General features: G+C 67.1%; 20 protein-coding genes, 2 tRNA genes and 1 pseudogene. 13 read left to right on the top strand and 10 right to left on the bottom strand.

Annotated features, from left to right (window positions below; genetic code table 11):
- Positions 1-179: 179 nt before the first annotated feature.
- Positions 180-256: transfer RNA gene (locus tag ACNI3R_RS09280), tRNA-Pro, on the bottom strand.
- A 50-nt stretch (positions 257-306) separates the two neighbouring features.
- The gene (locus ACNI3R_RS09275) at positions 307-1683 is read right to left on the bottom strand and encodes an FAD-dependent oxidoreductase (protein WP_426182384.1); all 1377 of its coding nucleotides are present in this window, start codon (positions 1681-1683) and stop codon (positions 307-309) included.
- Positions 1684-1766: 83 nt separating this feature from the next.
- Here ACNI3R_RS09275 and ACNI3R_RS09270 point away from each other — a divergent pair, with 83 nt between their 5' ends.
- Positions 1767-3134 carry an MmgE/PrpD family protein gene (locus ACNI3R_RS09270; protein WP_426182382.1) on the top strand — a complete coding sequence of 456 codons (1368 nt, stop codon included), beginning with the start codon at positions 1767-1769 and terminating at the stop codon, positions 3132-3134.
- On the opposite strand, the pseudogene ACNI3R_RS09265 reads toward ACNI3R_RS09270, so the two are convergent.
- From ACNI3R_RS09265 to ACNI3R_RS09250, 4 genes and pseudogenes are all read right to left on the bottom strand, one after another.
- Positions 3103-3939, bottom strand: a pseudogene (locus ACNI3R_RS09265) (SDR family NAD(P)-dependent oxidoreductase). The gene ACNI3R_RS09270 and the pseudogene ACNI3R_RS09265 sit on opposite strands and share 32 nt — an antisense overlap.
- A complete protein-coding gene (locus ACNI3R_RS09260) occupies positions 3936-4238 on the bottom strand; it encodes an REDY-like protein HapK (RefSeq protein WP_426182379.1) in 303 nt (100 codons plus the stop codon). The pseudogene ACNI3R_RS09265 and the gene ACNI3R_RS09260 overlap by 4 nt, the downstream one beginning before the upstream one ends.
- Before the next feature lie 19 nt (positions 4239-4257).
- Complete coding sequence (locus ACNI3R_RS09255) at positions 4258-4572, bottom strand: hypothetical protein (RefSeq protein WP_426182376.1); 315 nt, start codon at positions 4570-4572, stop codon at positions 4258-4260.
- On the bottom strand, positions 4572-5756 hold the full coding sequence (locus ACNI3R_RS09250) for a class I SAM-dependent methyltransferase (RefSeq protein WP_426182373.1): 1185 nt from the start codon (positions 5754-5756) through the stop codon (positions 4572-4574). The genes ACNI3R_RS09255 and ACNI3R_RS09250 overlap by 1 nt, the downstream gene beginning before the upstream one ends.
- 134 nt (positions 5757-5890) lie before the next feature.
- Here ACNI3R_RS09250 and ACNI3R_RS09245 point away from each other — a divergent pair, with 134 nt between their 5' ends.
- From ACNI3R_RS09245 to ACNI3R_RS09235, 3 genes are all read left to right on the top strand, one after another.
- Positions 5891-6844 (top strand): LysR family transcriptional regulator, encoded by a 954-nt coding sequence (locus ACNI3R_RS09245; protein WP_426182370.1) that lies wholly within the window; start codon positions 5891-5893, stop codon positions 6842-6844.
- A gap of 39 nt (positions 6845-6883) precedes the next feature.
- Positions 6884-7711, top strand: a complete 828-nt coding sequence (locus ACNI3R_RS09240; RefSeq protein WP_426182368.1) for a hypothetical protein — start codon at positions 6884-6886, stop codon at positions 7709-7711.
- 115 nt (positions 7712-7826) lie between these two features.
- Complete coding sequence (locus ACNI3R_RS09235) at positions 7827-10091, top strand: TonB-dependent receptor (RefSeq protein ID WP_426182365.1); 2265 nt, start codon at positions 7827-7829, stop codon at positions 10089-10091.
- Positions 10092-10137: 46 nt separating this feature from the next.
- On the opposite strand, the gene ACNI3R_RS09230 is transcribed toward ACNI3R_RS09235, so the two are convergent.
- Positions 10138-11064: a 5'-methylthioadenosine/S-adenosylhomocysteine nucleosidase gene (locus ACNI3R_RS09230; protein ID WP_426182362.1), complete on the bottom strand. Its 927-nt coding sequence runs from the start codon at positions 11062-11064 to the stop codon at positions 10138-10140.
- 344 nt (positions 11065-11408) lie between these two features.
- Here ACNI3R_RS09230 and maiA point away from each other — a divergent pair, with 344 nt between their 5' ends.
- The 4 genes from maiA (at position 11409) to ACNI3R_RS09210 (ending at position 14637) form a co-directional block, all read left to right on the top strand.
- Positions 11409-12050 (top strand): maleylacetoacetate isomerase, encoded by a 642-nt coding sequence (gene maiA / locus ACNI3R_RS09225; protein WP_426182359.1) that lies wholly within the window; start codon positions 11409-11411, stop codon positions 12048-12050.
- A gap of 92 nt (positions 12051-12142) precedes the next feature.
- Positions 12143-13102: an SDR family NAD(P)-dependent oxidoreductase gene (locus ACNI3R_RS09220; protein WP_426182356.1), complete on the top strand. Its 960-nt coding sequence runs from the start codon at positions 12143-12145 to the stop codon at positions 13100-13102.
- A 135-nt stretch (positions 13103-13237) separates the two neighbouring features.
- The gene (locus tag ACNI3R_RS09215; RefSeq protein ID WP_426182353.1) at positions 13238-13789 is read left to right on the top strand and encodes a hypothetical protein; all 552 of its coding nucleotides are present in this window, start codon (positions 13238-13240) and stop codon (positions 13787-13789) included.
- Entirely contained in the window at positions 13786-14637 is an 852-nt protein-coding gene (locus ACNI3R_RS09210; RefSeq protein ID WP_426182350.1) for an ATP-dependent DNA ligase, read from the top strand. Before ACNI3R_RS09215 ends, ACNI3R_RS09210 begins: the two co-directional genes overlap by 4 nt.
- Positions 14638-14722: 85 nt before the next feature.
- On the opposite strand, the gene ACNI3R_RS09205 is transcribed toward ACNI3R_RS09210, so the two are convergent.
- Both ACNI3R_RS09205 and ppa read right to left on the bottom strand, forming a co-directional pair.
- Positions 14723-14799 (bottom strand) — tRNA-Pro (locus ACNI3R_RS09205).
- A gap of 282 nt (positions 14800-15081) precedes the next feature.
- Entirely contained in the window at positions 15082-15621 is a 540-nt protein-coding gene (gene ppa / locus ACNI3R_RS09200) for an inorganic diphosphatase (RefSeq protein WP_426182347.1), read from the bottom strand.
- Positions 15622-15777: 156 nt separating this feature from the next.
- Here ppa and hisS point away from each other — a divergent pair, with 156 nt between their 5' ends.
- The 4 genes from hisS to ACNI3R_RS09180 all read left to right on the top strand — a co-directional run bounded on the left by hisS (position 15778) and on the right by ACNI3R_RS09180 (position 20060).
- Positions 15778-17025, top strand: coding sequence for a histidine--tRNA ligase (hisS, locus tag ACNI3R_RS09195; protein ID WP_426182345.1), 1248 nt, complete (start codon positions 15778-15780; stop codon positions 17023-17025).
- A 6-nt stretch (positions 17026-17031) separates the two neighbouring features.
- Positions 17032-18117 (top strand): peptide chain release factor 1, encoded by a 1086-nt coding sequence (gene prfA, locus ACNI3R_RS09190; RefSeq protein ID WP_426182342.1) that lies wholly within the window; start codon positions 17032-17034, stop codon positions 18115-18117.
- On the top strand, positions 18110-18934 hold the full coding sequence (gene prmC / locus ACNI3R_RS09185) for a peptide chain release factor N(5)-glutamine methyltransferase (protein ID WP_426182339.1): 825 nt from the start codon (positions 18110-18112) through the stop codon (positions 18932-18934). The genes prfA and prmC overlap by 8 nt, the downstream gene beginning before the upstream one ends.
- A 295-nt stretch (positions 18935-19229) precedes the next feature.
- Positions 19230-20060 (top strand): DUF4167 domain-containing protein, encoded by an 831-nt coding sequence (locus ACNI3R_RS09180; protein WP_426182336.1) that lies wholly within the window; start codon positions 19230-19232, stop codon positions 20058-20060.
- A gap of 74 nt (positions 20061-20134) precedes the next feature.
- On the opposite strand, the gene ACNI3R_RS09175 is transcribed toward ACNI3R_RS09180, so the two are convergent.
- Positions 20135-20458, bottom strand: a complete 324-nt coding sequence (locus ACNI3R_RS09175) for a hypothetical protein (protein ID WP_426182333.1) — start codon at positions 20456-20458, stop codon at positions 20135-20137.
- Positions 20459-20608: 150 nt separating this feature from the next.
- Here ACNI3R_RS09175 and ACNI3R_RS09170 point away from each other — a divergent pair, with 150 nt between their 5' ends.
- Complete coding sequence (locus tag ACNI3R_RS09170) at positions 20609-21040, top strand: CBS domain-containing protein (RefSeq protein WP_426182332.1); 432 nt, start codon at positions 20609-20611, stop codon at positions 21038-21040.
- Positions 21041-21352 lie beyond the last annotated feature (312 nt).

Raw genomic sequence — 21352 nt, 5'->3', positions numbered from 1 at the left:
CCGGCGCGGCGGCGTTACGGCAGGCCCAAATTGCTCATTCTGAATTGGGGCGCAAAGACAAGCCGCTTCCGAATCGATCCTGATCGGATCAATCTTCGGGCGAGAGGACAAGGGCGACTGCTACGTTTTGCTACGTTGCAAATCGCACAAGCATTTGGTTTCAAGAGATTTTACGAACGTGGTCGGGGAGACAGGATTCGAACCTGCGACCCTCTGCTCCCAAAGCAGATGCGCTACCAGACTGCGCTACTCCCCGACGGGCCCCGCCTTAGTCGGTGGACCCGCCGGTCGCAAGCGGCGATCGGCTCAGGCGAGCGTCGCGGCGGTGCGGCCGCAGGCGAGGCCGAGGGCGATCGCGCTGCTCAGGCCGGCGCCGGGCAGATAGCCTGACGGGCCCCGGCCGCTGATTCCGCGCGCCGCCCCGCCGCCCGCGAGCAGGTTGGGGAAGGGATTGCCCTCGGCGTCCAGGACGCGGCCGTCGGTGTCGATGGCGAGGCCGCCCTGGGTGTGGAACAGCGCGCCCGAGACGCGGACCGCGTGGAAGGGCGGCGCGAGCGGCGGCGTGTCGAAGCGGCGGCCCCAGGCATCGGCCCCGCCGTGCGGAATAGCAGCGAGCGTCTCGGCCAGCCCGGCTGGGTCGATGCCGGCGCGTGCAGCAAGGGCATCGAGCGTGTCGGCGCTCTGCACCCCGCCCACTTCGCGCAGCGCGACATATTGGGGCAGGTCGAAGCAGGAGCGGTGGATGCGCTCGTCATAGATCACCCAGGCGGTGCCACCCGGCTGGGCGATCACGCGTGCCCCCTGACCCGACACGTCGTCCAGTTCGTTCGAGAAACGCTGGCCGAGCCGGTTCACCTGCACCCCGCCCTCGATCAGGAAGCGCGGGTTGAGGTCGATCCCGGCGGGTTCGGCGAGCAGGCCCAGTCCCTGATAGGCGTCCATGTCGGCAAGCGCCGCGCCCATCGCTTCGCCCAGCAGGATGCCGTCGCCCTGATTGCCTTCCCAGCCGAAATAGCGCGCCTCGCGCATCGCCGGGATGTGCTTTGTGATCATCGCATGGTTGCCGCCGAAACCGCAGGTGGCGAGGATCAGGGCCCCGCAGCCGATATCCTCGCGGCTGCCATCGGGCCGCGCATAGCGCACGCCGGTCACGCGCTTGCCGTCGACGAACAGCGATTCGAGCGTCGCGCTGGTGACGATCGGGATGCCGGCGCGATCACAGGCGGCGAGCAGCCGGTCCATCAGGTCGGTGCCGCTGCGGCCCGGCGAGACATGCATCCGCATCCGGCTGTGCCCGAAGGCCGGGGGCCAGTTGGGATCGAGCGACAGTTCGACGCCATGCGCCTCGCGCAGCCAGTCGATCGCCTCGCCCGACAACTGGCCGACCGTGCGGGCGAGCGCGGGATCGGCGGTGCCGCGCGTCTTCTCCATGACGTCGGCGGCAAAGCGGTCGGCATCGTCCTCGACCCCCAGCCGCCGCTGGTCGGCGGTCCCCGACGCGCAGACAGCGCCCAGCGACATGCTGGTGCTGCCGCGGGGGACCGGGTCGCGCTCGATCACGACAACCTCGGCACCTCCATCATGCGCGGCCAGCGCAGCGACCAGCCCGCAGGCACCGCCACCCGCGACGATCACGGGCATATGGAGCGGGAAATCGGCCTGGGCGGCGGCGAGCAACGTCATGCGGTCAGGTCCTTTGCAATTTTTATCTGTTGGGCGCGGCGGGGGTGAAACGGATAGTCCCGGTTCGACCCAGGAGGCTTTTCATGGATGCATCGTCGCTTATCGCCCATCACGCAACGAAGCTCCGCTGGTCGGGGATCGATAGCGCCGCGCAGGCCGCAGCGGCAACCTTTCTCCACGATACGCTGTGCGTCGGGCTGGCGGGCGTGCGGGCCCCCTATGCCGATGCGGTCTTGCGGGCGGCGCGCGCCGGCAATGGCAGTGCGCTGGGCCCCTGCGGCATATTGGGGCGAAGCGAGGCGCTCCCCCCGGCCGACGCGGCCTTCGTCAACGCCTTCCAGATCCACGCCCAGGAATATGACTGCGTCCACGAGCCGGCGGTGGTCCATCCGCTGGCGACGATGGTCGCCGCGCTTCTCGCCGAACTCGACCGGGGGCCGGCCCGCAGCGGCGAGCAATTGCTGACCGCACTGGTCGCGGGCGTCGACGTGGCGGCAGGGCTCGGCCTTGCCGCCACGACCCCGCTGCGCTTCTTCCGTCCCGCGACGGCGGGCATCTTCGGATCGGTCGCAGCGCTCGCCCGCCTGCGAGGCGAGGATGAGACGGTTACTCGCAACGCCATCGGCTATGCGCTGGCCTTCGCCGCCGGCACGATGCAGGCGCATGTCGAGGGCAAGCCTACCCTGCCGCTGCAGATTGCGCAGGCCGCCCGTTCGGCGATCATGGCAATCGATCTCGCCGTCGCGGGGCTGCCCGGCCCGATGGACTCGATCGAGGGGCCGTTCGGCTATCTGACGCTGTTCGAAGCGGGGCATGACGTCTCGCGCCTGCATCGCGCGCTTGCCGAGGGGCATCGCATCGTCGAGGTCAGCTGGAAGCCTTTTCCCACCGGCCGTGCCGCGCATGGCGCGATCGTCGCCACGCAGGCGCTGATGCGCGAGCAGGGCCTCACCGCCGACCTGCTCGACCGCCTCGTCTATCGCGCGCCGCCGCTGATCGGCCGGCTGGTCGGCCGGCCGCCGGTCGAGGGCATGAGCCCGGCCTATGCACGGCTCTGCTTCGCCTGGCTGGGTGCCGTGGTGCTCGAACGCGGCACGGTGGAGCTCGAGGATTTCGGCGCCGATCGTCTCGGCGATCCGGAGCTGCTGGCATTGGCGAGGCGAATCTCGGTCGAGACCGACGACAATCCCGATCCCGCCGCCTTCGCCCCCGCGACGGCGACCGCCTGGCTGCGCGATGGTCGCGTCCTGACGGTCGGCGTAGAGCAGCAGTTCGGCTCGCCCGGATGGCCGCTCAGCCGCGATCAGCATCTCGCCAAGGCGCGCGGCTGCCTCGCCTTTGCCGGGATGGAGGCTGTGCACGAGGATCTCGCGGCGCTGTTCGACCGGCTGGCCGGTGAGGCCGATGCCGGGGCGGCGATCAATGCGGTTCTTCGCCGCCCGAGACATTGAGGCTTTCGGCCGTGATATATTGCGCCTGGTTCGAGGCTAGGAAGGCGACCGCATTGGCCGTATCTTCAGCCAGACCGGGGCGTCCCATCGGGATGCGGGCGGCCATCTGCGCCAGATAGTCCTCGACCGACAGGCCCGACTTTTCGGCGAAATAGCTGTTCTGCCAGGCGCCGAGACCGGTCGTCACATGATTGGGGCAGACATTGTTGACGGTGATGCCGTGCTTGCCCAGCTCGATCGCTGCGGACCGGACGAGGCCGACCAGCCCGTGCTTGGACGAGCAATAGGCCTGGGCAAAGGGAAAGCCCGATTTGGCGGCCTGGCTGGCGATGTTGACGATTCGCCCGCCCCTGCCGGCTGCGACCATCTTCTGCGCGGCGGCCTTGATGCCCTAGAAACTGCCGGTCAGGTTGACGTCGATCACCGCCTGCCAGTCGTCGGGTTCGACCTCCAGCAGCGGCTTCATGATATAGCCGATTCCCGCATTGTTGACCCAGATGTCGAGCGACCCATGGCTCGCCACCGCATGGTCGGCGAGCGCGGCGACATCGGCCCAGCGGCGGACGTCGCAGACGCAGGTCGAGGCCGTGCCGCCATCGGCGCGGATTGCTTCCGCAACCGCTTCCATCTCGTCACTGGCGCCGATCATCGATCCGGGCGTCGCCGCATCCACCGGCCGACCGAGGTCGGAGATCACCACGGCAGCGCCGTCTGCCGCGAGCCGGCGGGCGATCGCCGCACCGAGACCGCCAAGCCGACCCGCGCCGGTGACGACGGCGGTGCGGCCCTGCAGCGGACCGCTCATGCGACCGGCTCGGTGGTGATGAAGACGGTATCGGCGAAGGCCGCGAACTGGGCGGCGATCGCCTGCATCTCGGGCCGGGCGACATCGCTGCCGAACGCCTCCATGTCGCCTATGTCGATGATCTCGATATAGTCGCAGGGCGCCGTGCCGCCGCCGAGCAGGCCGGTGGCGCGGAACAGGTCGAAGCCGGCGATCGAGGGCAGCGCGCGCACGGTGGGCAGGTCGGTGCTCTTAGCCCAGGCCTGATAATCGTCGTGGCTGACGCCGTCCTTCAGCGTGACGAGCACGATCAGGCGCATGATGCTTCCTTTCCGGGGATCAGGCCGCGACGCCGGGGGCTTCGCGCAAGGGCATGAAGATGCGGTCGATGAAGGCGCGCAGCGCCGCCTCGCGATCGGCATCGGAAGCGCTCGCCTCGGCGATGGCGTCGATCTGCTCGGTCGTCGCGATGCCTTTCTCCTCCAGCAGGGCGCGGAGATTGGCGATCGTTTCGGCCTGGACCCACAGCTCGGAAGCGAGGTTCAGGACGACGGGCACGAAGCGGTCCATCGCCGGGTCGGCGAAAAATTGCGGGCGGCCGTCGGGGCCGTAGATCGACGGCGGGGCGTCTTCGGGGCGCAGGGCTTCGCTCATTATCGCTTCCATGCTCCGAAGCCGAACCAGTTGACGCCCTCGGCCAGACGGCCGGTGGTCTCGCTGTTCACCGCCAGCGGATCGCTGGCCGCCGCCGTCGCGATCGCGTCGGCGCCGTAGATCCCCAGGCTGGGGGTGACGAACTGGACATAATCCTCGTCAGCGAAGCCGCCGTCGCGACACAGCGCGCGCGGGTCCTCGTCGCGGAAGCCTTTGTAGAAGGGTTCCTCATTATAATAGCAGTCCCAGTCGAGATAGAATCCCTCGAAGGCGCCCATCTGGCTGTTCGGCGGCAGCTCCATGTTGAGCAGCAGCCCGCCGGGGCGCAGCAGGCGGCGGGCCTCGCGGAAGAAGGCGCGACGGGTCTTGGCCGACAGCTCGTGGAGGAACATCGACGAGAAGACAAGGTCGAAACTCTCGTCGGGGAAGTCGAGCGCCTCGGCATTCATCTGGTGGAAGGCGACATCGAGGCCCTGCAGCTTCGCCCGCGTGGCGCCATAGAGAAGGCCCGGTGCGGCGACGTCGACGGCATGAACCTCGGCTTCGGGATAGGCTTGCTTCCAGGGCAGGCTGTTGTGGCCGATGGTGCAGCCGACGTCGAGGATGCGGGCCGGCGCGAAATCGGGGAAGGCGTTGCGGACATAGGTCGCCATCGACAGGCCGATATCGTCGAGATTCTGCCCCATCAGGCCCATGGAGAAGATGGCCAGCCCCTGATCATAGACGGCGCCGGCCGCCATGCGGAAATCGGCATCGCCCGCATAGCCGCCGGGCATCAGGTGGACGTCGAGCCCTGTGACGTTGCGCGGCAATTCCATGTCGGGCGCGATGGTCACCGCTGCGGCCGCCCCGCTTTCGCTGGCCGCGGCCTCAAGCTTCGCGCGCTCGCGCTGCACCACCGGCGTCACCGCGTCCCAAACCATGGACTGGGCGCGCACGCGGCAGGCGCTGTACACCTTGAAGGCCGGGTCGGTACGCATCGCTTTGTGGACTTCGGCGCTGCTCTCGGGCGGGCGGCCATGCGCCTTCTCGAACGCCGGGGCGACGCGCTCGTCATAGGCCTGGCGCATGTCCTGGGCGAGGTCGTTGAGAATGAAGGAGCGCAGGCCCGAGACGAAACGCCCACGAGCGACGTCCTCGGCCGACTGCTGCGGGCGCATCGCATGCTTGAGTTGCAATACCATCGATCTCTCCCCTGAGCGGTTCGAAGGTGGGCGGCGATGGGCCCAGCGTGCTGGGCTTGACGGACCGACCGGAAACATCAAAAACAGACTAACAATGGCTAATTAGCCGAAATAACAAATATGTTGGATATCTAATGCACGACATCGAGCTCATCCAGCTGCGGCGTTTCGTCACGCTGGTCGAGGAAGGGACGTTCATTGACGCTGCGCAGAAGCTGAACGTCACGCAGCAGGCGTTGAGCAGTTCGATCGCGCGGATGGAGGAATCGGCCGGGGTCCGCTTCCTCGACCGGAAGCGTGGCGGTCGCCCGACCCTGACGGTGTTCGGGCGGCTGTTGCTGGCCCGCGCCCGGACGCAGCTGGCGCTGGCCGAGCGCATGGCGAGCGAGATCGAGCTGCTGCGCGATGCGCGCGGCGGATCGGTGACCATCGGCATCGGCGAGACGATGACGGGTCGTCACGTCGCCACCGCGATTCGCCGCTATCACCGTCAACAGCCGGACGTACAAATCCGGCTTGTTGAAGGTTACACCGAGATGATGATCGAGAAGCTCATGCTGGGCGAGGTCGATTTCGTCTGTGGTGGTCCCAGCCACGATCCCGCCCATGCCGACCTGCTGGACTTCCGGCACCTCTTCGAGATTCGCGACGTGCTCGCCGTGCGCAAGAACCACCCGCTGGCCGGCGCGCGCGAACTGGCGCTGCGCGACCTGCAGGATTTCACCTGGATGATGCCGGCCTTTCGCGGCGACATCTACGAAGCGATCCAGGTGGCGCATATGCGCGCCAAGCTGCCGTCGCCGAAGCGCATCATCCGCAGCGATGCGGTGACGATCGGCTCCTGGCTGTGCATCGACGACGACTATATCATCACCGTGTCGCCCGACATGGTCGGCACGCTGATCGAGTTCGGCGCGCTGGTGACGCTCGACCTCACCGAAACCACCATATTGCGCCATGCCTGCCTGATCACGCGGCGCGACGTGAAGCTCAGCCCGGCTGCCGCGCGGCTGACCGAGGAAATCACCTTCGAGGCGGAGCGCGCCTATGGCAGTCCCGCCGAACTCGGCACCCCCGCCTTTCCCTGATCGCCCCGGCCGGGTCCGGCCGCTCCATGAGGTTCTGCAATGATCAAGTCGCTTGCCGGTGCCACCATCGTCGTGCCCGATCTCGACGCCGCCATCGCCGCCTATCGCGACTGGTTGGGCTACCGGCCCTCGCCGGTAGCGTCCTTCGATGCCGCCGAGGCGCAGGCGTGGAATGCGCCGAAGGCGGCGGGCGCCCGGACGTCGACGCTGACGCCCGAAAGCGGCGAAGCCCGCTTTCTCCGGCTGGTCGAAGCGGCACCCGATCCCGCCTATCGGCCGATGGCGGCGCTCGGCTGGGCGGCGGTCGAGATCATCGTCCAGGACGTCGAGGCGCTCGCCGTCCGGCTGGCGGGGCCCGGCTCGCCGTTCGCGATCATCGGCGCGCCCGCCGTCCTGGACTTCGATTTCACCGACAAGATCAAGGCGATGCAGGTCTCGGGCCCAGGCGGCGAGGTGCTCTATCTGACCGAGGTGGCGGAACCGGTGCCGGGGTTCGACCTGCCCGAAGCAAAGAGCTTCGTCGGCCAGCCCTTCATCCTGGTGATGGGCTCGCGCGGGATCGAGGCCGCCGCGCAGTCCTATGTCGAGCGCGGGCGGGCGCTCAGCCCGATCTTCGAGGCGCGAATCGAGGTGTTGTCCGAAGCGCATGGGATCGACCGCGCACATCGCCACCGGCTGGCGACGGTCGCGTTCGACGAGGCGAGCCTGATCGAGATCGACGAATTTCCGGCCGCCGCGATCGATCGTCCGGCCTCTTCGATCGGCCTGCCGAGCGGGATCGCCATCGCGCATTTCCACGGCGCAGATACAGGTCAGACCGAACGCCTTGTCGGTGGCGCGGGCGAGTGGATCGAGATCAGGCCCTGACCACATGGCGTTGATCGGTATCAAAACAACAAAAAAGTGTAGGACGGCCGTAAAAGACTTTGACAGCTTGTAATCCACAAAAGCGGCATGAGCCGCCTGCCAAGGGGAAACGCACATGCGTCGTTTGGGAATGTGGTTGCATGCTTCTGTCGCGGTCGCTTCGCTGGCCCTGACGGTCTCGCCCTCGATAGCCCAGCAGGCGGGCGCCGCCGAGGATATGGCCGACAGTGGCACGCTCGGCGAGATCGTCGTCACCGCGCAGCGCCGCCAGCAGAGCCTTCAGGACGTGCCGATCGCGGTTTCGGCCTTCTCGGGCCAGGAACTCGCCGCCAAGCAGATCCGCACCACGATCGACATTCCGCGCCTGGTGCCCAACATGGTCGGCGCAACCAATGTCGGAATCGGTTCGGCCAACAGCTATTTCATCCGCGGCCTCGGCAACACCGAATCGATCGCGACCTTCGATCCGCCGGTCGGCACCTATGTCGACGACATCTATGTCAGCCGGCAGAACGCCAACAACTTCGCCTTCTTCGACGTCGACCGGATCGAAGTGTTGCGCGGCCCGCAGGGCACGCTGTTCGGCCGCAACACCACGGGCGGCGCGATCAACGTCGTCCTGAAGAAGCCCGCGGACAGCTTCGGCGGCTATGTCGAGGCGGGCTATGGCGCCTATGACAAGTGGATCGTCCGGGGGTCGGTCGATGCGCCGATCAGCGACAAGGTGCTGACCAAGATCTCGGGCTTCGCGACCGAGGCCGATGGCTATGTCAAGAATCTGACGACCGGCGAGAAGAACAACGGCACCAAGAGCTTCGGCCTGCGCGGCGCGGTCCGCCTGCTGCCGACCGACACGGTGACGTGGGACCTGTCGGCCGATTATGTCCGCGACAACACGCTCAACCTGCCGTCGGTCAAGGTCGGCGGCGACCTGTTCAGCAATACGGGGCTCAGCACGAAGTCGGCCGGGCTCGCCGGCCTCGTCGCCGGTCGCAAGGCCAATTTCCACCTCAAGAACGTGACCAAGAGCCTTTCGCTCTCCTCCAACGTGCAGATCGACCTGGGCGGGGCGACGCTGGCGCTGATCACCGGCTATCGCGATCTGAAGCAGGATTATCTGTCCGACATCTTCGACGGCAAATATTCGACCGGCGGCTTCGCTCTCGCCAATGCCGGCCGCTTCAAGCAGTTCTCGCAGGAAGTGAAGATCAACGGCAAGATCGCCGAGGGCCTGCAATATACGGCCGGCCTCTTCTACATCCATGAGGACAACAGCACCGACTTCGCCGACGTCTTCACGCTCGACCTCGGAACCATCGGCCTGCCGCTGGTCCTCGCCGACCGGGTGCTCAACAACAAGACCTCGGCGCCGGCCGCCTATCTCCAGTTCGACTGGAAGCCGGTCGACAACCTGACCCTTACGGTGGGCGGGCGCTATACGAGCGAGAAGAAGACGGTCGGTGTCGTCGCCAATGCCAATCCGGCGCTGGCCGGCGTGCCTTATGGCTCGGCCGACATCGCCGCCGCAGGTATTCCGCTGCGCGATCGCACCAAGCAGTTCACCCCGCGCTTCGCGGTCGAATACCGGCCGATGCAGGATGTCATGCTGTTCGCTTCGGCGACGCGCGGCTTCCGCTCGGGCGGCTGGAACGCCCGCTCGCTCTCGGCGGAGAATTTCCTGCAATTCGGTCCGGAAAAGGTCTGGTCCTATGAAGGCGGCTTCCGCACCGAGCTGCTCGACCGCACGCTGCGCTTCAACACCACTGTCTTCTATACCGATGTGAAGGGTTTCCAGGTTCCGCTGGGCTTCGTCGACAGCACCGGGGCGATCAACTTCGTCACGCAGAACGGGTCGGACTTCCGCAACTATGGCCTCGAATCCGAACTGGTCTGGGCGCCGGTCCGCGGCCTGTCGCTGTTCGCCAATATCGGCCTGCAGCGCGCCAAATATCTGAACCCGGACCCGACGATCACCGCCCAGCAGGCCTCGTGCCGTGCCGGCGTCGCCGCCAGCTGCGGCCAGGGCATCGTCGATCCGAACGGCAATCTGGCGCCGCCGCAGCGGACACCGAAGTTCACCACGGCCTTCGGTGGCGCCTATGACATGCCGGTCGGCGACTTCTACCTGACCCCGGCGGCCAATGCCTCCTATCAGTCGCGCAACACGGTCGGCACGGCGGGCGTACCGCTCGACTATGTCGACGGCGAATGGCTGGTCGGCGCGAGCCTGACGCTCAAGCCGCAGGACGGGCCGTGGAAGGCCTCGATCGAATGCGCGAACTGCTTCAACAATCTGTTCGTCGCGAGCAACTTCCCGCCGGGCTTCGCCTTCTACAACATGCCGCGGACCTGGCAGCTGACCGTCGGCTACAAATTCTGATCCCTTGCGGGCGGCGGATCCACCAGCGATCCGCCGCCTCTATCGTTCAGTCGGGCAGCTCGTCGACAAAGGCGCGGACCACGGTCGCGGCATTGGCAGATGCGAGACGGAAGAAGGTGCCGGCCTGATTATGGTCGGGATCGGCCCCGGCCAGATCCGACAATGAGCGGAAGGCGATGAACGGGATGGCGTGGACATAAGCGACATGCGCCACCGCCGCGCTTTCCATGTCGGTCGCCTGCGCGCCGAACACGCGGTGCAGATAGGCGCGGAACTCGGCATTATCCATGAACACAGAGGCGGAGACCCCCTTGCCGCCGACGACGATGCGCGGCTGCGCGGTCAGGCATAGCGCCTCGACGCAGCGCTGCAGCCGCACCTTTTCCGCCGCCCGCCGTGCCAGGGCCAGCAGCGCGGAATCGGCCTTGAACCAGAGTTTTGGGTCTATCGCGCCCGATCCGGCGGTCTGGAGCAGCGCCGCGCGGGGAAAGATCATCGCCCAATTCTCCAGCGGAACCCGGCCCTCCATGTCCTTGGGCAGCGCATAGCCGCCCCGCCCGTCGGCGCGGGCGAACACCGACTCCAGATAATTGGCCCAGGCGTCGGGAACGACGACGTCGCCGACGTCGAGCGCCGGATCGAGCCCGCCCGCGATCCCCGAAAAGACGATCCGCCGGACCGCGAAATGGTCGAGGGCCAGCTGCGTCGTCATCGCTGCATTGACCATGCTCATGCCGGACAGGAACAGCAGCACCGGCTTTCCGTCGAGCCGCCCCTCGACGAAGCGGACCCCGCCGATCCGCCTTTCGCGTGGATCGGCCAGCTGGGCCTCGAGCAGCTCCATTTCCGGCGCAAAGGCCGAGATGATCGCCGTCACCGGCTGGGCGGTAGCCATCGCTGTGGGCTGCTCGGCGGCCGAAGCGGCGGGCGGGGCGAGCATCAGGGCGGCGAGCAGAGGGAGAACATGGCGCATCCCGTCACCAGATCATTTTCGGAGGGGATGTCGCAAGCCCTACCCGAAAGATCCTCCCCGGCACGGGGAGGGGGACCGGCGCAGCCGGTGGAGGGGTGGTGGCGCATTCGCGTGGGCAGCGCTGGAACGGAGGGCGGCGACCCCTCCACCATCCTTCGGACGGTCCCCTTCCCCGCGCCGGGGACGAACGGGGCGCGCCACATCGTCTCGGCCAGCCTCATCCTGTCCCAGCTTGATCCGATTCCGTTACACTACCGGATTGCAAATGTTTCGCATCTTCTTACCACGGGCGTTGAGGGCTTGCGATCCGGCTATGGGGCTGGGATCCGGGACGGAGGCTGTCGGTGAGGCTGTTCGGGTATTTCAGGTCGTCCGCCGCCTATCGGGTGCGGATCGCGCTCAATCTGAAGGAGATTGGGTTCGACCAGTCACCGGTCAATCTGCTCGCCAGCGAGGCGCTGCCAACCTATCGCGCGGAAATCAATCCGCAGGGCTTGCTGCCTGCGCTCGTGACCGACGAAGACGGCATGCTCGTCCAGTCGCTGGCGATCATCGAATATCTGGAGGAGGTGCATCCGGAGCCGCCTCTGTTGCCCTTCGATCCGGCGGCACGTGCCTATGTCCGCGCGGCCGCGCAGCTGATCGCGTGCGACATCCACCCGCTCGCCAATCTCCGCGTCCTGCGCCATCTCAAGAATGAACTGGGACAGAATCAGGAGCAGATCGACGCCTGGTACCGCCATTGGGTGCGCGACGGGCTCGAACGGCTCGAAGAATTCGTCCGCGCCAGCGGTCGCGCCGGGCGCTTCCTGTGCGGCGATACGCCGGGCCTGGCCGATTGCTGCCTCGTGCCCCAGCTGTTCAACGCCCGGCGCTTCAACTGCGATCTCGATGGCCTAGACATGCTGATGACGATCGATGCCCGCTGCGGGGCGATCGACGCCTTCCAACGCGCACACCCCTCCTTGCAGCCCGACGCGGCCTGAGCCCCCAAGGCGCTTTCCCTGGCGTTCCTGGCGGGGCATAGCGGCGACAGGCGGGCGGCAGTCCCGCCGACGGACATGAGAGGAGATGGAGAATGGCGGACGGTTTTGGCGCGGCGACGACCACGGACGAGGTGCTCGATGGCATCGACCTCACCGGCAAGCGCTATCTGGTGACCGGCGTTTCGGCCGGGCTCGGGGTCGAAACCGCCCGCGCGCTTGTCGCGCATGGCGCAGCCGTGGTCGGCGCGGCGCGTGATCTTGCCAAGGCCGAAGCCGCGACCGCCGACGTGCGCGCTGCAGCGGATAGAGGCGCCGGCAGCTTCGACCTGCTCCAACTCGACCTCGCCTCGCTTGCCAGTGTCCGCGCCGCCGCCGATCGGCTGCTGGCCGACGGCCGCCGCTTCGACGCGGTGATCGCCAATGCCGGCATCATGGCGACCCCGGAGGGACGCACCGCCGACGGATTCGAGCTTCAGTTCGGCACCAACCATCTCGGCCATTTCCTGTTCGTGAACCGGATCGCGCCGCTGATCGTCGATGGCGGCCGCTTCGTCAGCCTGTCCTCGGGCGCGCATCATTTCTCGGACATCGACCTCGACGATCCCAATTTCGAGTCCACGCCTTATGATCCGTGGCAGGCTTATGGCGCGGCCAAGACGGCGAACGCGCTGTTCGCGGTCGAGTTCGACCGGCGCCATCGCGATCGCGGCATCCGTGCGGCCTCGGTCCATCCGGGCGGCATCAACACCGAACTCGGCCGCTATATGAGCGAGGAAGCGCAGGCGACGCTGACCGCAGCGATTACGCAGATGCAGGCGAGCGGGCAGGGCTTTGCATTCAAGTCGGTGCCCCAGGGCGCCGCGACCTCGGTCTGGGCCGCGACCGTCGCCGACCCCGCCGAGATCGGCGGCCGCTATCTCGAGGACTGCCACGTCGCCGAGACGGTGGAAGCGCAGAGCGTGGGCTTCGGCGTCCGCCCCTACGCCCTCGACGCCGCGCGCGCGAAGCTGCTCTGGGACAAGAGCGAGGCGCTGGTGGGCGAGAGTTTCTGAGACGAGGACGGGCGGGCCCTTGCGGGCTCGTCCATTCTTAGGGCTTCTTGCTCAGTTCCGGCTAGCTGTTATGGTCCGAGGATTGCCATGCTCCGTCAGGCAGGGTGGCGGAGTTGTCGGCGACGCTGAGGCGATATGAATCCGAACGACATCGACACCAACCCGGCGGCACGCATCGGCTTCTTCTCCACCTACGAGGCTGGCAAGGCGAACTGGACCGAGATCGCGGTCTATTTCCTGACCGATGAACGGTGGCGCCGGCGGCCCTTCCTGTCCGAGCTGATCGGGAAGAGCACGGTCCCGGGGCAGGTCGACAAGGTGCAGCGGATCAGCGGCGGCTCGTTCGAGAAGGTTGTTCGCCTGTTCGCCGACACGTCGCCGGCGCGCGTAGCGATCGAGCAGGCGCGCGACTGGCTGCGGGAGAACGGTCGGGACGAGGTGACCGGACTCCCCCGGTCCTTCGCTCTTCCCAAGCTCGATGCCGACGCACTGGCCTGGCTCTATCCGGATGCGGATCCGAAGACCTGGCCGCGCTTGGTGCAGGAGGATTTCGGGATCGGCGAGTCGACGACGCGCGCCGCGCTCAAGAACGGAACGCCGGTCAAGGTGCCGCTGCTGTCAATCCTGCGATGGTTCGACCGCGATGCCTTCCAGCGCGACCGCGCCAGCCGGGGAGGGGAGCAGTGAACGCGCATCCGGCTCTGGCCCGTGGCGATCGCCTGCAGGGGCTCTGCCAGCTCGTCACCGACTTCAACGGAAAGATCCCGGCTGGTGGCTGCGTCGAAGAGCCGAAGATCGACGGCATCCGAATGCTGTGGATCGATGGCGAGCTCGTCACCCGCGAGGGCGTGCCCATCCTGGGCGCAGAGCACATCGCGGACGATATCCGTCGCATGGAGCGCGCAGCCTGTCGCCCGCTGTTTGTGGACGGAGAATGGCAGGTCGATGCCTCTTATGGCGCTACCAGGCGACATTTCTCGGCGAAGGGCTCCCAGGGCAACGCCGGCATCCTTCACGCATTCGACGTCATGGACATGCGTCAATGGCGGGGCCAGGACGTGGGCCATGCCTTGCTGGCCCGCAAGCGGGCGCTGGAGAAGCTCTGCCAGCCGCTGGGGGAGCGCAGCCCGGTCCGGCCGATTCCGTGGGGTTGGGTGGACACGGTGGAGGACGCGCGCCGCGTCGCTCAGGAGGTGATTGCAGCCGGTGGCGAAGGCGTCATCCTCAAGCATGCCAATTCGACCTACAAGGCGGGCCGCTCGACCAACTGGCAGCGGATCAAGCGAGCGGAGACCTATGACGGCTACATCCGAGAACTGATCAGCCGCCAGGACAATGGCGACGTGCTCGCGACGATGGTCGTAGAGATCGAAGGGCGGCTGGTCAGGGTGTGTGAAGGTTTCACCGATCGGCAGCGCTTCGACTTCATGCTGTCGGGCGATGCCATGATCGGGTCGGTGGTCGAGGTCGAGGCTGTCGATCGGTCGGCTGCTGGTGCGTTGCTGGAAGCACGCTTCATACGTCGGAAGGCGTGAAGATCGCCAACCTGTGAGGGGGTATGCCCTAGGGGCATTGCGGGCGTACCGGCGTGTATCGCCTCAGTTTCGTCAATGACGAAAGTGGTCGGGGAGAGAGGATTCGAACCTCCGGCCCCTGCCTCCCGAAGACAGTGCTCTACCAGGCTGAGCTACTCCCCGACGGAGATCCGGTCGTTTTTAGGCCTCGGGAGCCGACCGGATTGAGCCAAGTGGGGCGCCTATAGGGGGCGGTCCGATTCCATGCAAGCGGGTAATCGCGACTTTTTCAGATTGTCGTTTTCGCGCGCGATCCGGAGGTGCGGGGTCGGCGCGCCTATACCCCTATCCGCTTCGCTCGAAAGGAAAAGGCCGGCCGGGCCGGCGTCGGGAGGGGCGCTGTGCCCGCTTCCTCGACGCCGACCCGACCGGCCCGTCCTATGTTTCGGCGCGGAGCCTGGACCGTCAGGCGGCCTTGGCCTTCTTCGCGGCCTCGATCGCCTCGAGCACGATGCGGCGTGCCTCGTCGGCGTCGCCCCAGGTGCCGATGCGCACCCACTTCTTGGCTTCGAGGTCCTTATAGTGGGTGAAGAAATGCTCGATCTGCTGCATCACGATCTCGGGCAGATCGTCGCGCTCGTCGACCTTCGAATAATAAGGGAAGGTGCCGTCGACCGGGACGGTCAGCAGCTTCTCGTCGCCGCCGGCCTCATCCTCGAGCTTCAGCACGGCGATCGGGCGGACGCGGACGACGCAGCCCGGCACGAAGGGCGAGCGCGCGACGACGAGGGCGTCGAGCGGATCGCCGTCGGGCGACAGCGTGTGCGGCACGAAGCCGTAATTGGCGGGATACCGCATCGGCGTGTGCAGGATGCGGTCCACGAAGAGCGCGCCCGACTTCTTGTCGAACTCGTACTTCACGGGCTCGCCACCCACCGGCACTTCGATGATGACGTTGAGGCTGTTGGGCGGATCGTCGCCCACGGGGATGAGGTCGATGTTCATGGCGCGGCTTTATGCTGCACCGCATCGGATTCCAAGCCGATTCACCGCTGCGGTCGCGGTTTTTGGCGCATCGACGAAGCCCGGACGCCTGTCGGCGGGCGCGCGCGCTCACGCAAAGCGCTTTCACGCCGGGCGATGTGGCGATAAGGGCGCGACATGAGCAGGATCGAAACACCGCGCCCGATCCGGGGCACGCAGGACATGCTGGGCGAACAGGCGCGGCGCTTCGGCCATGTGGTCGAGACGTTCGACCGGGTCCGCCGCCTCTACGGCTTCGGCCGCGTCGAGGTGCCGGTGTTCGAGCCCACCGCCGTCTTCGCCCGCTCGCTCGGCGAAACAACCGACGTCGTCTCCAAGGAAATGTACAGCTTCGAGGATCGTGGCGGCGATTCGGTCACGCTGCGGCCCGAGTTCACCGCCGGTATCTGTCGCGCCTATCTGACCGAGGGCTGGCAGCAATATGCACCGCTCAAGGTCGCCACCCATGGTCCGCTGTTCCGCTATGAGCGGCCGCAAAAGGGACGCTACCGCCAGTTCCACCAGCTCGACGCCGAGATCATCGGCGCGGGCGAGCCCCAGGCCGATGTCGAGCTGCTCTGCCTCGCCGACCAGCTGCTGCGCGAACTCGGGGTCTCGGACGGGGTCACGCTGACGCTCAACACGCTGGGCGATGGCGAGACGCGCGATGCCTGGCGCGCGGCGCTGATCGCCCATTTCGAAAAGCATCGGGGCGAGTTGAGCGAGGACAGCCTCGACCGGCTGGCCAAGAATCCGCTGCGCATCCTCGACAGCAAGGATCCGCGCGACCGCCCGATCGCCGACGCCGCGCCCGAGATCGACGCCTATCTGTCGGCCGAGGCGGGCAGCTTCTTCGAGGCGGTCACGCGCGGTCTCGAGGCGGCGGGTGTCGCCTGGACGCGCAATGCGCGGCTCGTGCGCGGGCTCGATTATTATCGCCACACGGCGTTCGAGTTCGTCACCGATCGGCTCGGCGCGCAGGGCACCGTGCTCGGCGGCGGGCGCTATGACGGGTTGATCGAGGCTCTGGGCGGTTCGCCGACCCCGGCGGTCGGCTGGGCGGCGGGGATCGAGCGGCTGGCGATGCTGATCGACGAGCCGGCGGCGGAACGCATCGACGTCGCGGTCGTGCCGATGGGTGAGGCGGCGCAGGCGCTGGCGGGCCAGGTGCTCGCCGATCTGCGCCGGGCCGGGCTGTCGGCCGACATGGCCTATAAGGGCAATATGAAGCGGCGGATGCAGAAGGCCGATGCCGCCGGCGCGCGCTATGCCGTGATCATCGGCGAGGACGAGGTCGCGCGCGGCGAGGTGTCGCTCAAGGATATGGGCGCGCAGAGCCAGCGGCCGATCGCGGTCGACGCGCTGGTGGCGGCGCTGAAGGGCTGATCGCATATGGCAGGAGCGATCAGTTCGGCGCGGATCGCGCAGATCGAGGCCCGGCGCGACGAGCTCCAGGCGCTCATGTCGCGCGGCGACCTGCCGTCGGACCAGTTCGTCCAGCTGTCGAAGGATTATGCCGAGATCGAACCGGTGGCGGTCGCGGCCGGCGAGGTGCGGCGCTTGCGCGCCGAGCTCGAGGTGCTGCGCGGCATGGCCGAGGACGAGAGCGGCGACGCCGAACTCAAGGCGATGGCGATCGAGGAGGTCGAGGATCTCCGCGCCCGGCTGCCCGAGGCGGAACGTGCGCTCGCGCTCAGGCTGCTCCCGCGCGATGCCGCCGACGAGCGATCGGCGATGCTCGAAATCCGGGCAGGGACCGGCGGCGACGAGGCGGCGCTGTTCGCGGGCGACCTGTTCCGCATGTACCAGCGCTATGCCGAGAATCGCGGGTGGCGGGTCGAGCTGATCTCCGCCAGCGCGGCCGACCTCGGCGGCTATAAGGAAGTCGTGGCCAGCGTGACCGGGGCAGGCGTGTTCGCCCGGCTCAAGTTCGAGAGCGGCGTCCACCGCGTCCAGCGCGTGCCCGTCACCGAGTCCGGTGGGCGCATCCATACGTCGGCGGCAACCGTTGCGGTGCTGCCCGAGGCGGAGGACGTCGACGTGCAGATCGACGACAAGGATCTGCGGATCGACGTCTATCGCTCGTCGGGTCCCGGCGGCCAGTCGGTCAACACCACTGACAGCGCGGTGCGGATCACCCATCTGCCGAGCGGGCTGGTGGTGATTCAGCAGGACGAGAAGTCGCAGCACAAGAACAAGGCCAAGGCGCTGAAGGTGCTGCGGACCCGTCTCTACGAGATGGAGCGCGAGCGCCTCGCCAGCGAGCGTGCGGGCGCGCGCAAGTCGATGGTGGGGTCGGGTGATCGGTCCGAGCGGATCCGCACCTATAATTTCCCGCAGGGGCGCGTGACCGATCACCGCATCAACCTGACGCTCCACCGTCTCGACGAGATATTGGAAGGACCCGGTCTCGAGGAGCTGGTCGGCGCGCTGATCGCCGAGGACGAGGCCGAGCGGCTGGCCCAGCTCGATGGCTGAGACGGTCCGTGCGGCGCTCGTGCGCGCTGCGGCCGAACTGTCCGGCTGGAGCGCCTCGGCGCGGCTCGATGCCGAACTGCTGATGGCGGCGGCGCTGGGCGTGGCGCGCGATGCGATGCTGCTCGGCCGGCTCGACGATCCTTCCCCGGACGCGTTCGAGACCCTGCTCGATCGCCGTCGCGGACAGGAGCCGGTCGCCTATATCCTTGGCGAACGCGATTTCTGGACGATCACGCTGGCGGTCGGCCCCGGCGTCCTGATTCCCCGTCCGGATAGCGAGACGCTGATCGAAGCGGCGGTCGACCATTTCGGATCGGCAGGGCCCGCGACGATCCTCGATCTGGGTACCGGTTCGGGCGCGCTGCTGCTCGCGGCGCTGGCGGAATGGCCCAATGCCAGCGGTGTGGGAGTCGATCGGTCGAACGAGGCGCTCGCGATCGCCGCAAGCAATGCCGAAAGGCTCGGTCTGGCGTCGCGGGCGGTGCTGTGTGTCGGTGACTGGGGGCGGGGGATCGACGGTCCGTTCGACCTGATTCTGTGCAACCCGCCTTATATAGAGTCGGATGCCCCGCTCGCCCCCGAGGTTCGCGAGCATGAACCCGCCGACGCACTGTTCGCGGGTCCTGACGGACTCGATGATTATCGCCGGCTGGCCCCCGATATTGCTCGCCTGCTGGCGCCCGAAGGGCGGGCGGTGGTCGAGATCGGCTGGACGCAGGCGGCAGCGGTGTGCGGACTCTTCGCCGTACAGGGGCTCGGCACGTCGGTACGGCAGGATCTGGGCGGGCGCGACCGGGCTATCCTCGTCCGGCACTGACCTTTTGTCGTAGAGCGCACATTATCCGCTTGGAATCCGCTGCGCCTGCCCCTACATCGAAAGCCACGGTAAGGGCAGGGTCCGTTCGCGTGCACCCGCCCGATGCCACGACCCCCAATGGCAGGGGCGCCCCAACAGGCGACCATGACGTGCGGTGGATGCGGTGCCCAAAAGGCCCGCGCCGTAGGGCGGCGTGCATCATGCAGCTTGGGGACGATGGCCCCTGACGTAATCCGGGATGGTCCCGGTGTGGGAGTGGTGAACCTATACCACCAGTGACGAGGACATCGGTAAGTTGATAAACAATCGGCAGAACGGCCGCCGTCGCGGTCGTGGCGGTGGTTCGGGTGCACCCCGGCCGAACGGTGGCAATGGGGGCCAGGATCGCGGTAATCGCATCGACAATCGGGCGCGGGGCAATGCCGCCCAGCTGCTCGAAAAGTACAAGGCGCTCGCCCGCGACGCGCAGATGCAGGGCGACCGGGTCAACACCGAATATTATCTCCAGTTCGCTGACCATTATTTCCGGGTGCTGAGCGAAAGCCGCTCGCGCTTCGAGGATCAGCAGCCGCGTCCGCGCCGCGACGATTTCTCGATGCAGTCCGACGAGGACTATGGCGACGAGGGCGAGCGCGTCAGCAGCGACGAGGTCCAGGCGCCGCGCGGCGACGAGCAAGGCGATCAGCGCCGCCGGGACGGTGGCCAGCGATACGAGCAGAATCGCTACGACCAGAACCGGTACGACCAGGATGGCGAGCGCCAGCAGCAGCGTTCGGCTGAGGAAGGCGAAGCCGGCGAGGGTGGGGAGCGGCGTCCGCGTCGTGGCCGTCCGCCGCGCGGCGAGCGCCGTTATGACGGCGAGCAGCAGGCCCGCCGCCAGGATGAAGTCGAGGCCGCACCGGTTGCCGAGGCCACGCCTGCGCCGCTTGCCTCCGAGGAAGGCGAGGAGCGCCCCGTGCGCCGTCGCGGCCGTCCGCCCAAGGTGCAGCCGAGCGAGCAGCTGGACGCCGATCGTCTGCCGCCGTCGCTGTCGCAGTCGGTCGCCTCGAGCGACGACGGTGAAGATGCGCCGAAGCCGCGGGTTACCCGTACGCGCAAGCCGCGCGGCGAGGCCGCCGCGGTCTGAGCTTTCGGTTCCGTGTCGAACAGGAAAGGGCGGTCTTCGGGCCGCCCTTTTTCGTTTTGGCTACAGCCGCCGGCTCAGCGGTCCCGGCGATCCCAGCGCGCGCTCGGGTCTTCGGTCGGCCCATCGATCTTGCCGACCTCGGCGTCGTGGCCGCTGCCCGCGCTCAGGAAGATCAGCGCCATCAGCCCGCCGCCGACCAGCACCGACAAGGACACGCCCGCGCAGGTAGCGATGATCACCGCGACGGTCAGGGGCGATCCGTCGGCCCAGAGGTAGAAGAGGGCCGCGCCAACGGCAGCGATCGCCGTCACGCTCACCCAGCGCATGATCCAGCGAAAGCGGGCCCAGGCATGGCGGTTGGAAAGGGGGGCGGTCGGGTCTTTGCGGGGGGCTGACATGGCTTTTCTTTGGTCCTGAAAAATGTGATCATCAAGCCTGCAGGGACCCGGCGGCTTCCGGATAGATGCGCCCGGATCAAGAGACCCGCGCCCCGCACATGCGGCCCCGACCGAATGGGTCGGTCGCGGGCGTAGGGGAAGGAGGCCGATATGACGATTGCGTCCATATTGAAGGGGCACGGCGACCACAGCATCATCCACGCCACGGCAGACATGCAGGTGAAGGACGTTCTCGCCCTGCTGTCGGACCGCCGTATCGGCGCGGTGCCGGTGATAGGCCAGGAGCAGGTCGTCGGCATCATGTCCGAACGGGACATGATCTACGGAATACGCGCCGAGGGTGCGGCCTTCCTGGAGCGGCGAGTGGGCGATGTGATGACCACGCCGGTGATCACGGTCCCCAGCGTGACCGATCCGCTGCACGCGCTGGGGATGATGACCCGGCGGCGGATCCGCCACCTGCCGGTGGTCGACGATGGGGTCCTCGTGGGGTTCGTCTCGATCGGCGACCTGGTGAAGGCCCGGATCGAGAAGATCGAGAGCGAGGCTGCTGCCATGCGCGAATATATCCAGACCGCCTGAATAGAAAAACCGGGCAGTTTCCGTTGCTTGCCGCTGCGGAAGGTGCCCGGCCGACGATCTTTCCCGAATCGCTCGAGGGCCGATTCGGGAGAGTGATTCGATCGTCATGCGCCGAAGAGCGAAGCCGAAACCCCGGAAAATAAGGCTTGATTTGCCCCTGTATAAAAATTGTAATTTTGTTGTTGACCGGAAACCGGGTCGCCCATAGAAGCCGCTCCACCGACGGCGGCGGCGCGGTTCTACCGGCTGCTACCGAGCTTCCTGATCGATAATTCGATCACCCGAAGAGCAATCTTGGGGGAAGGAAGTCTT

Source organism: Rhizorhabdus antheiae (assembly GCF_049889055.1).
GTDB lineage: Bacteria > Pseudomonadota > Alphaproteobacteria > Sphingomonadales > Sphingomonadaceae > Rhizorhabdus.
This window is presented reverse-complemented; position numbering and strand designations above follow the sequence as displayed.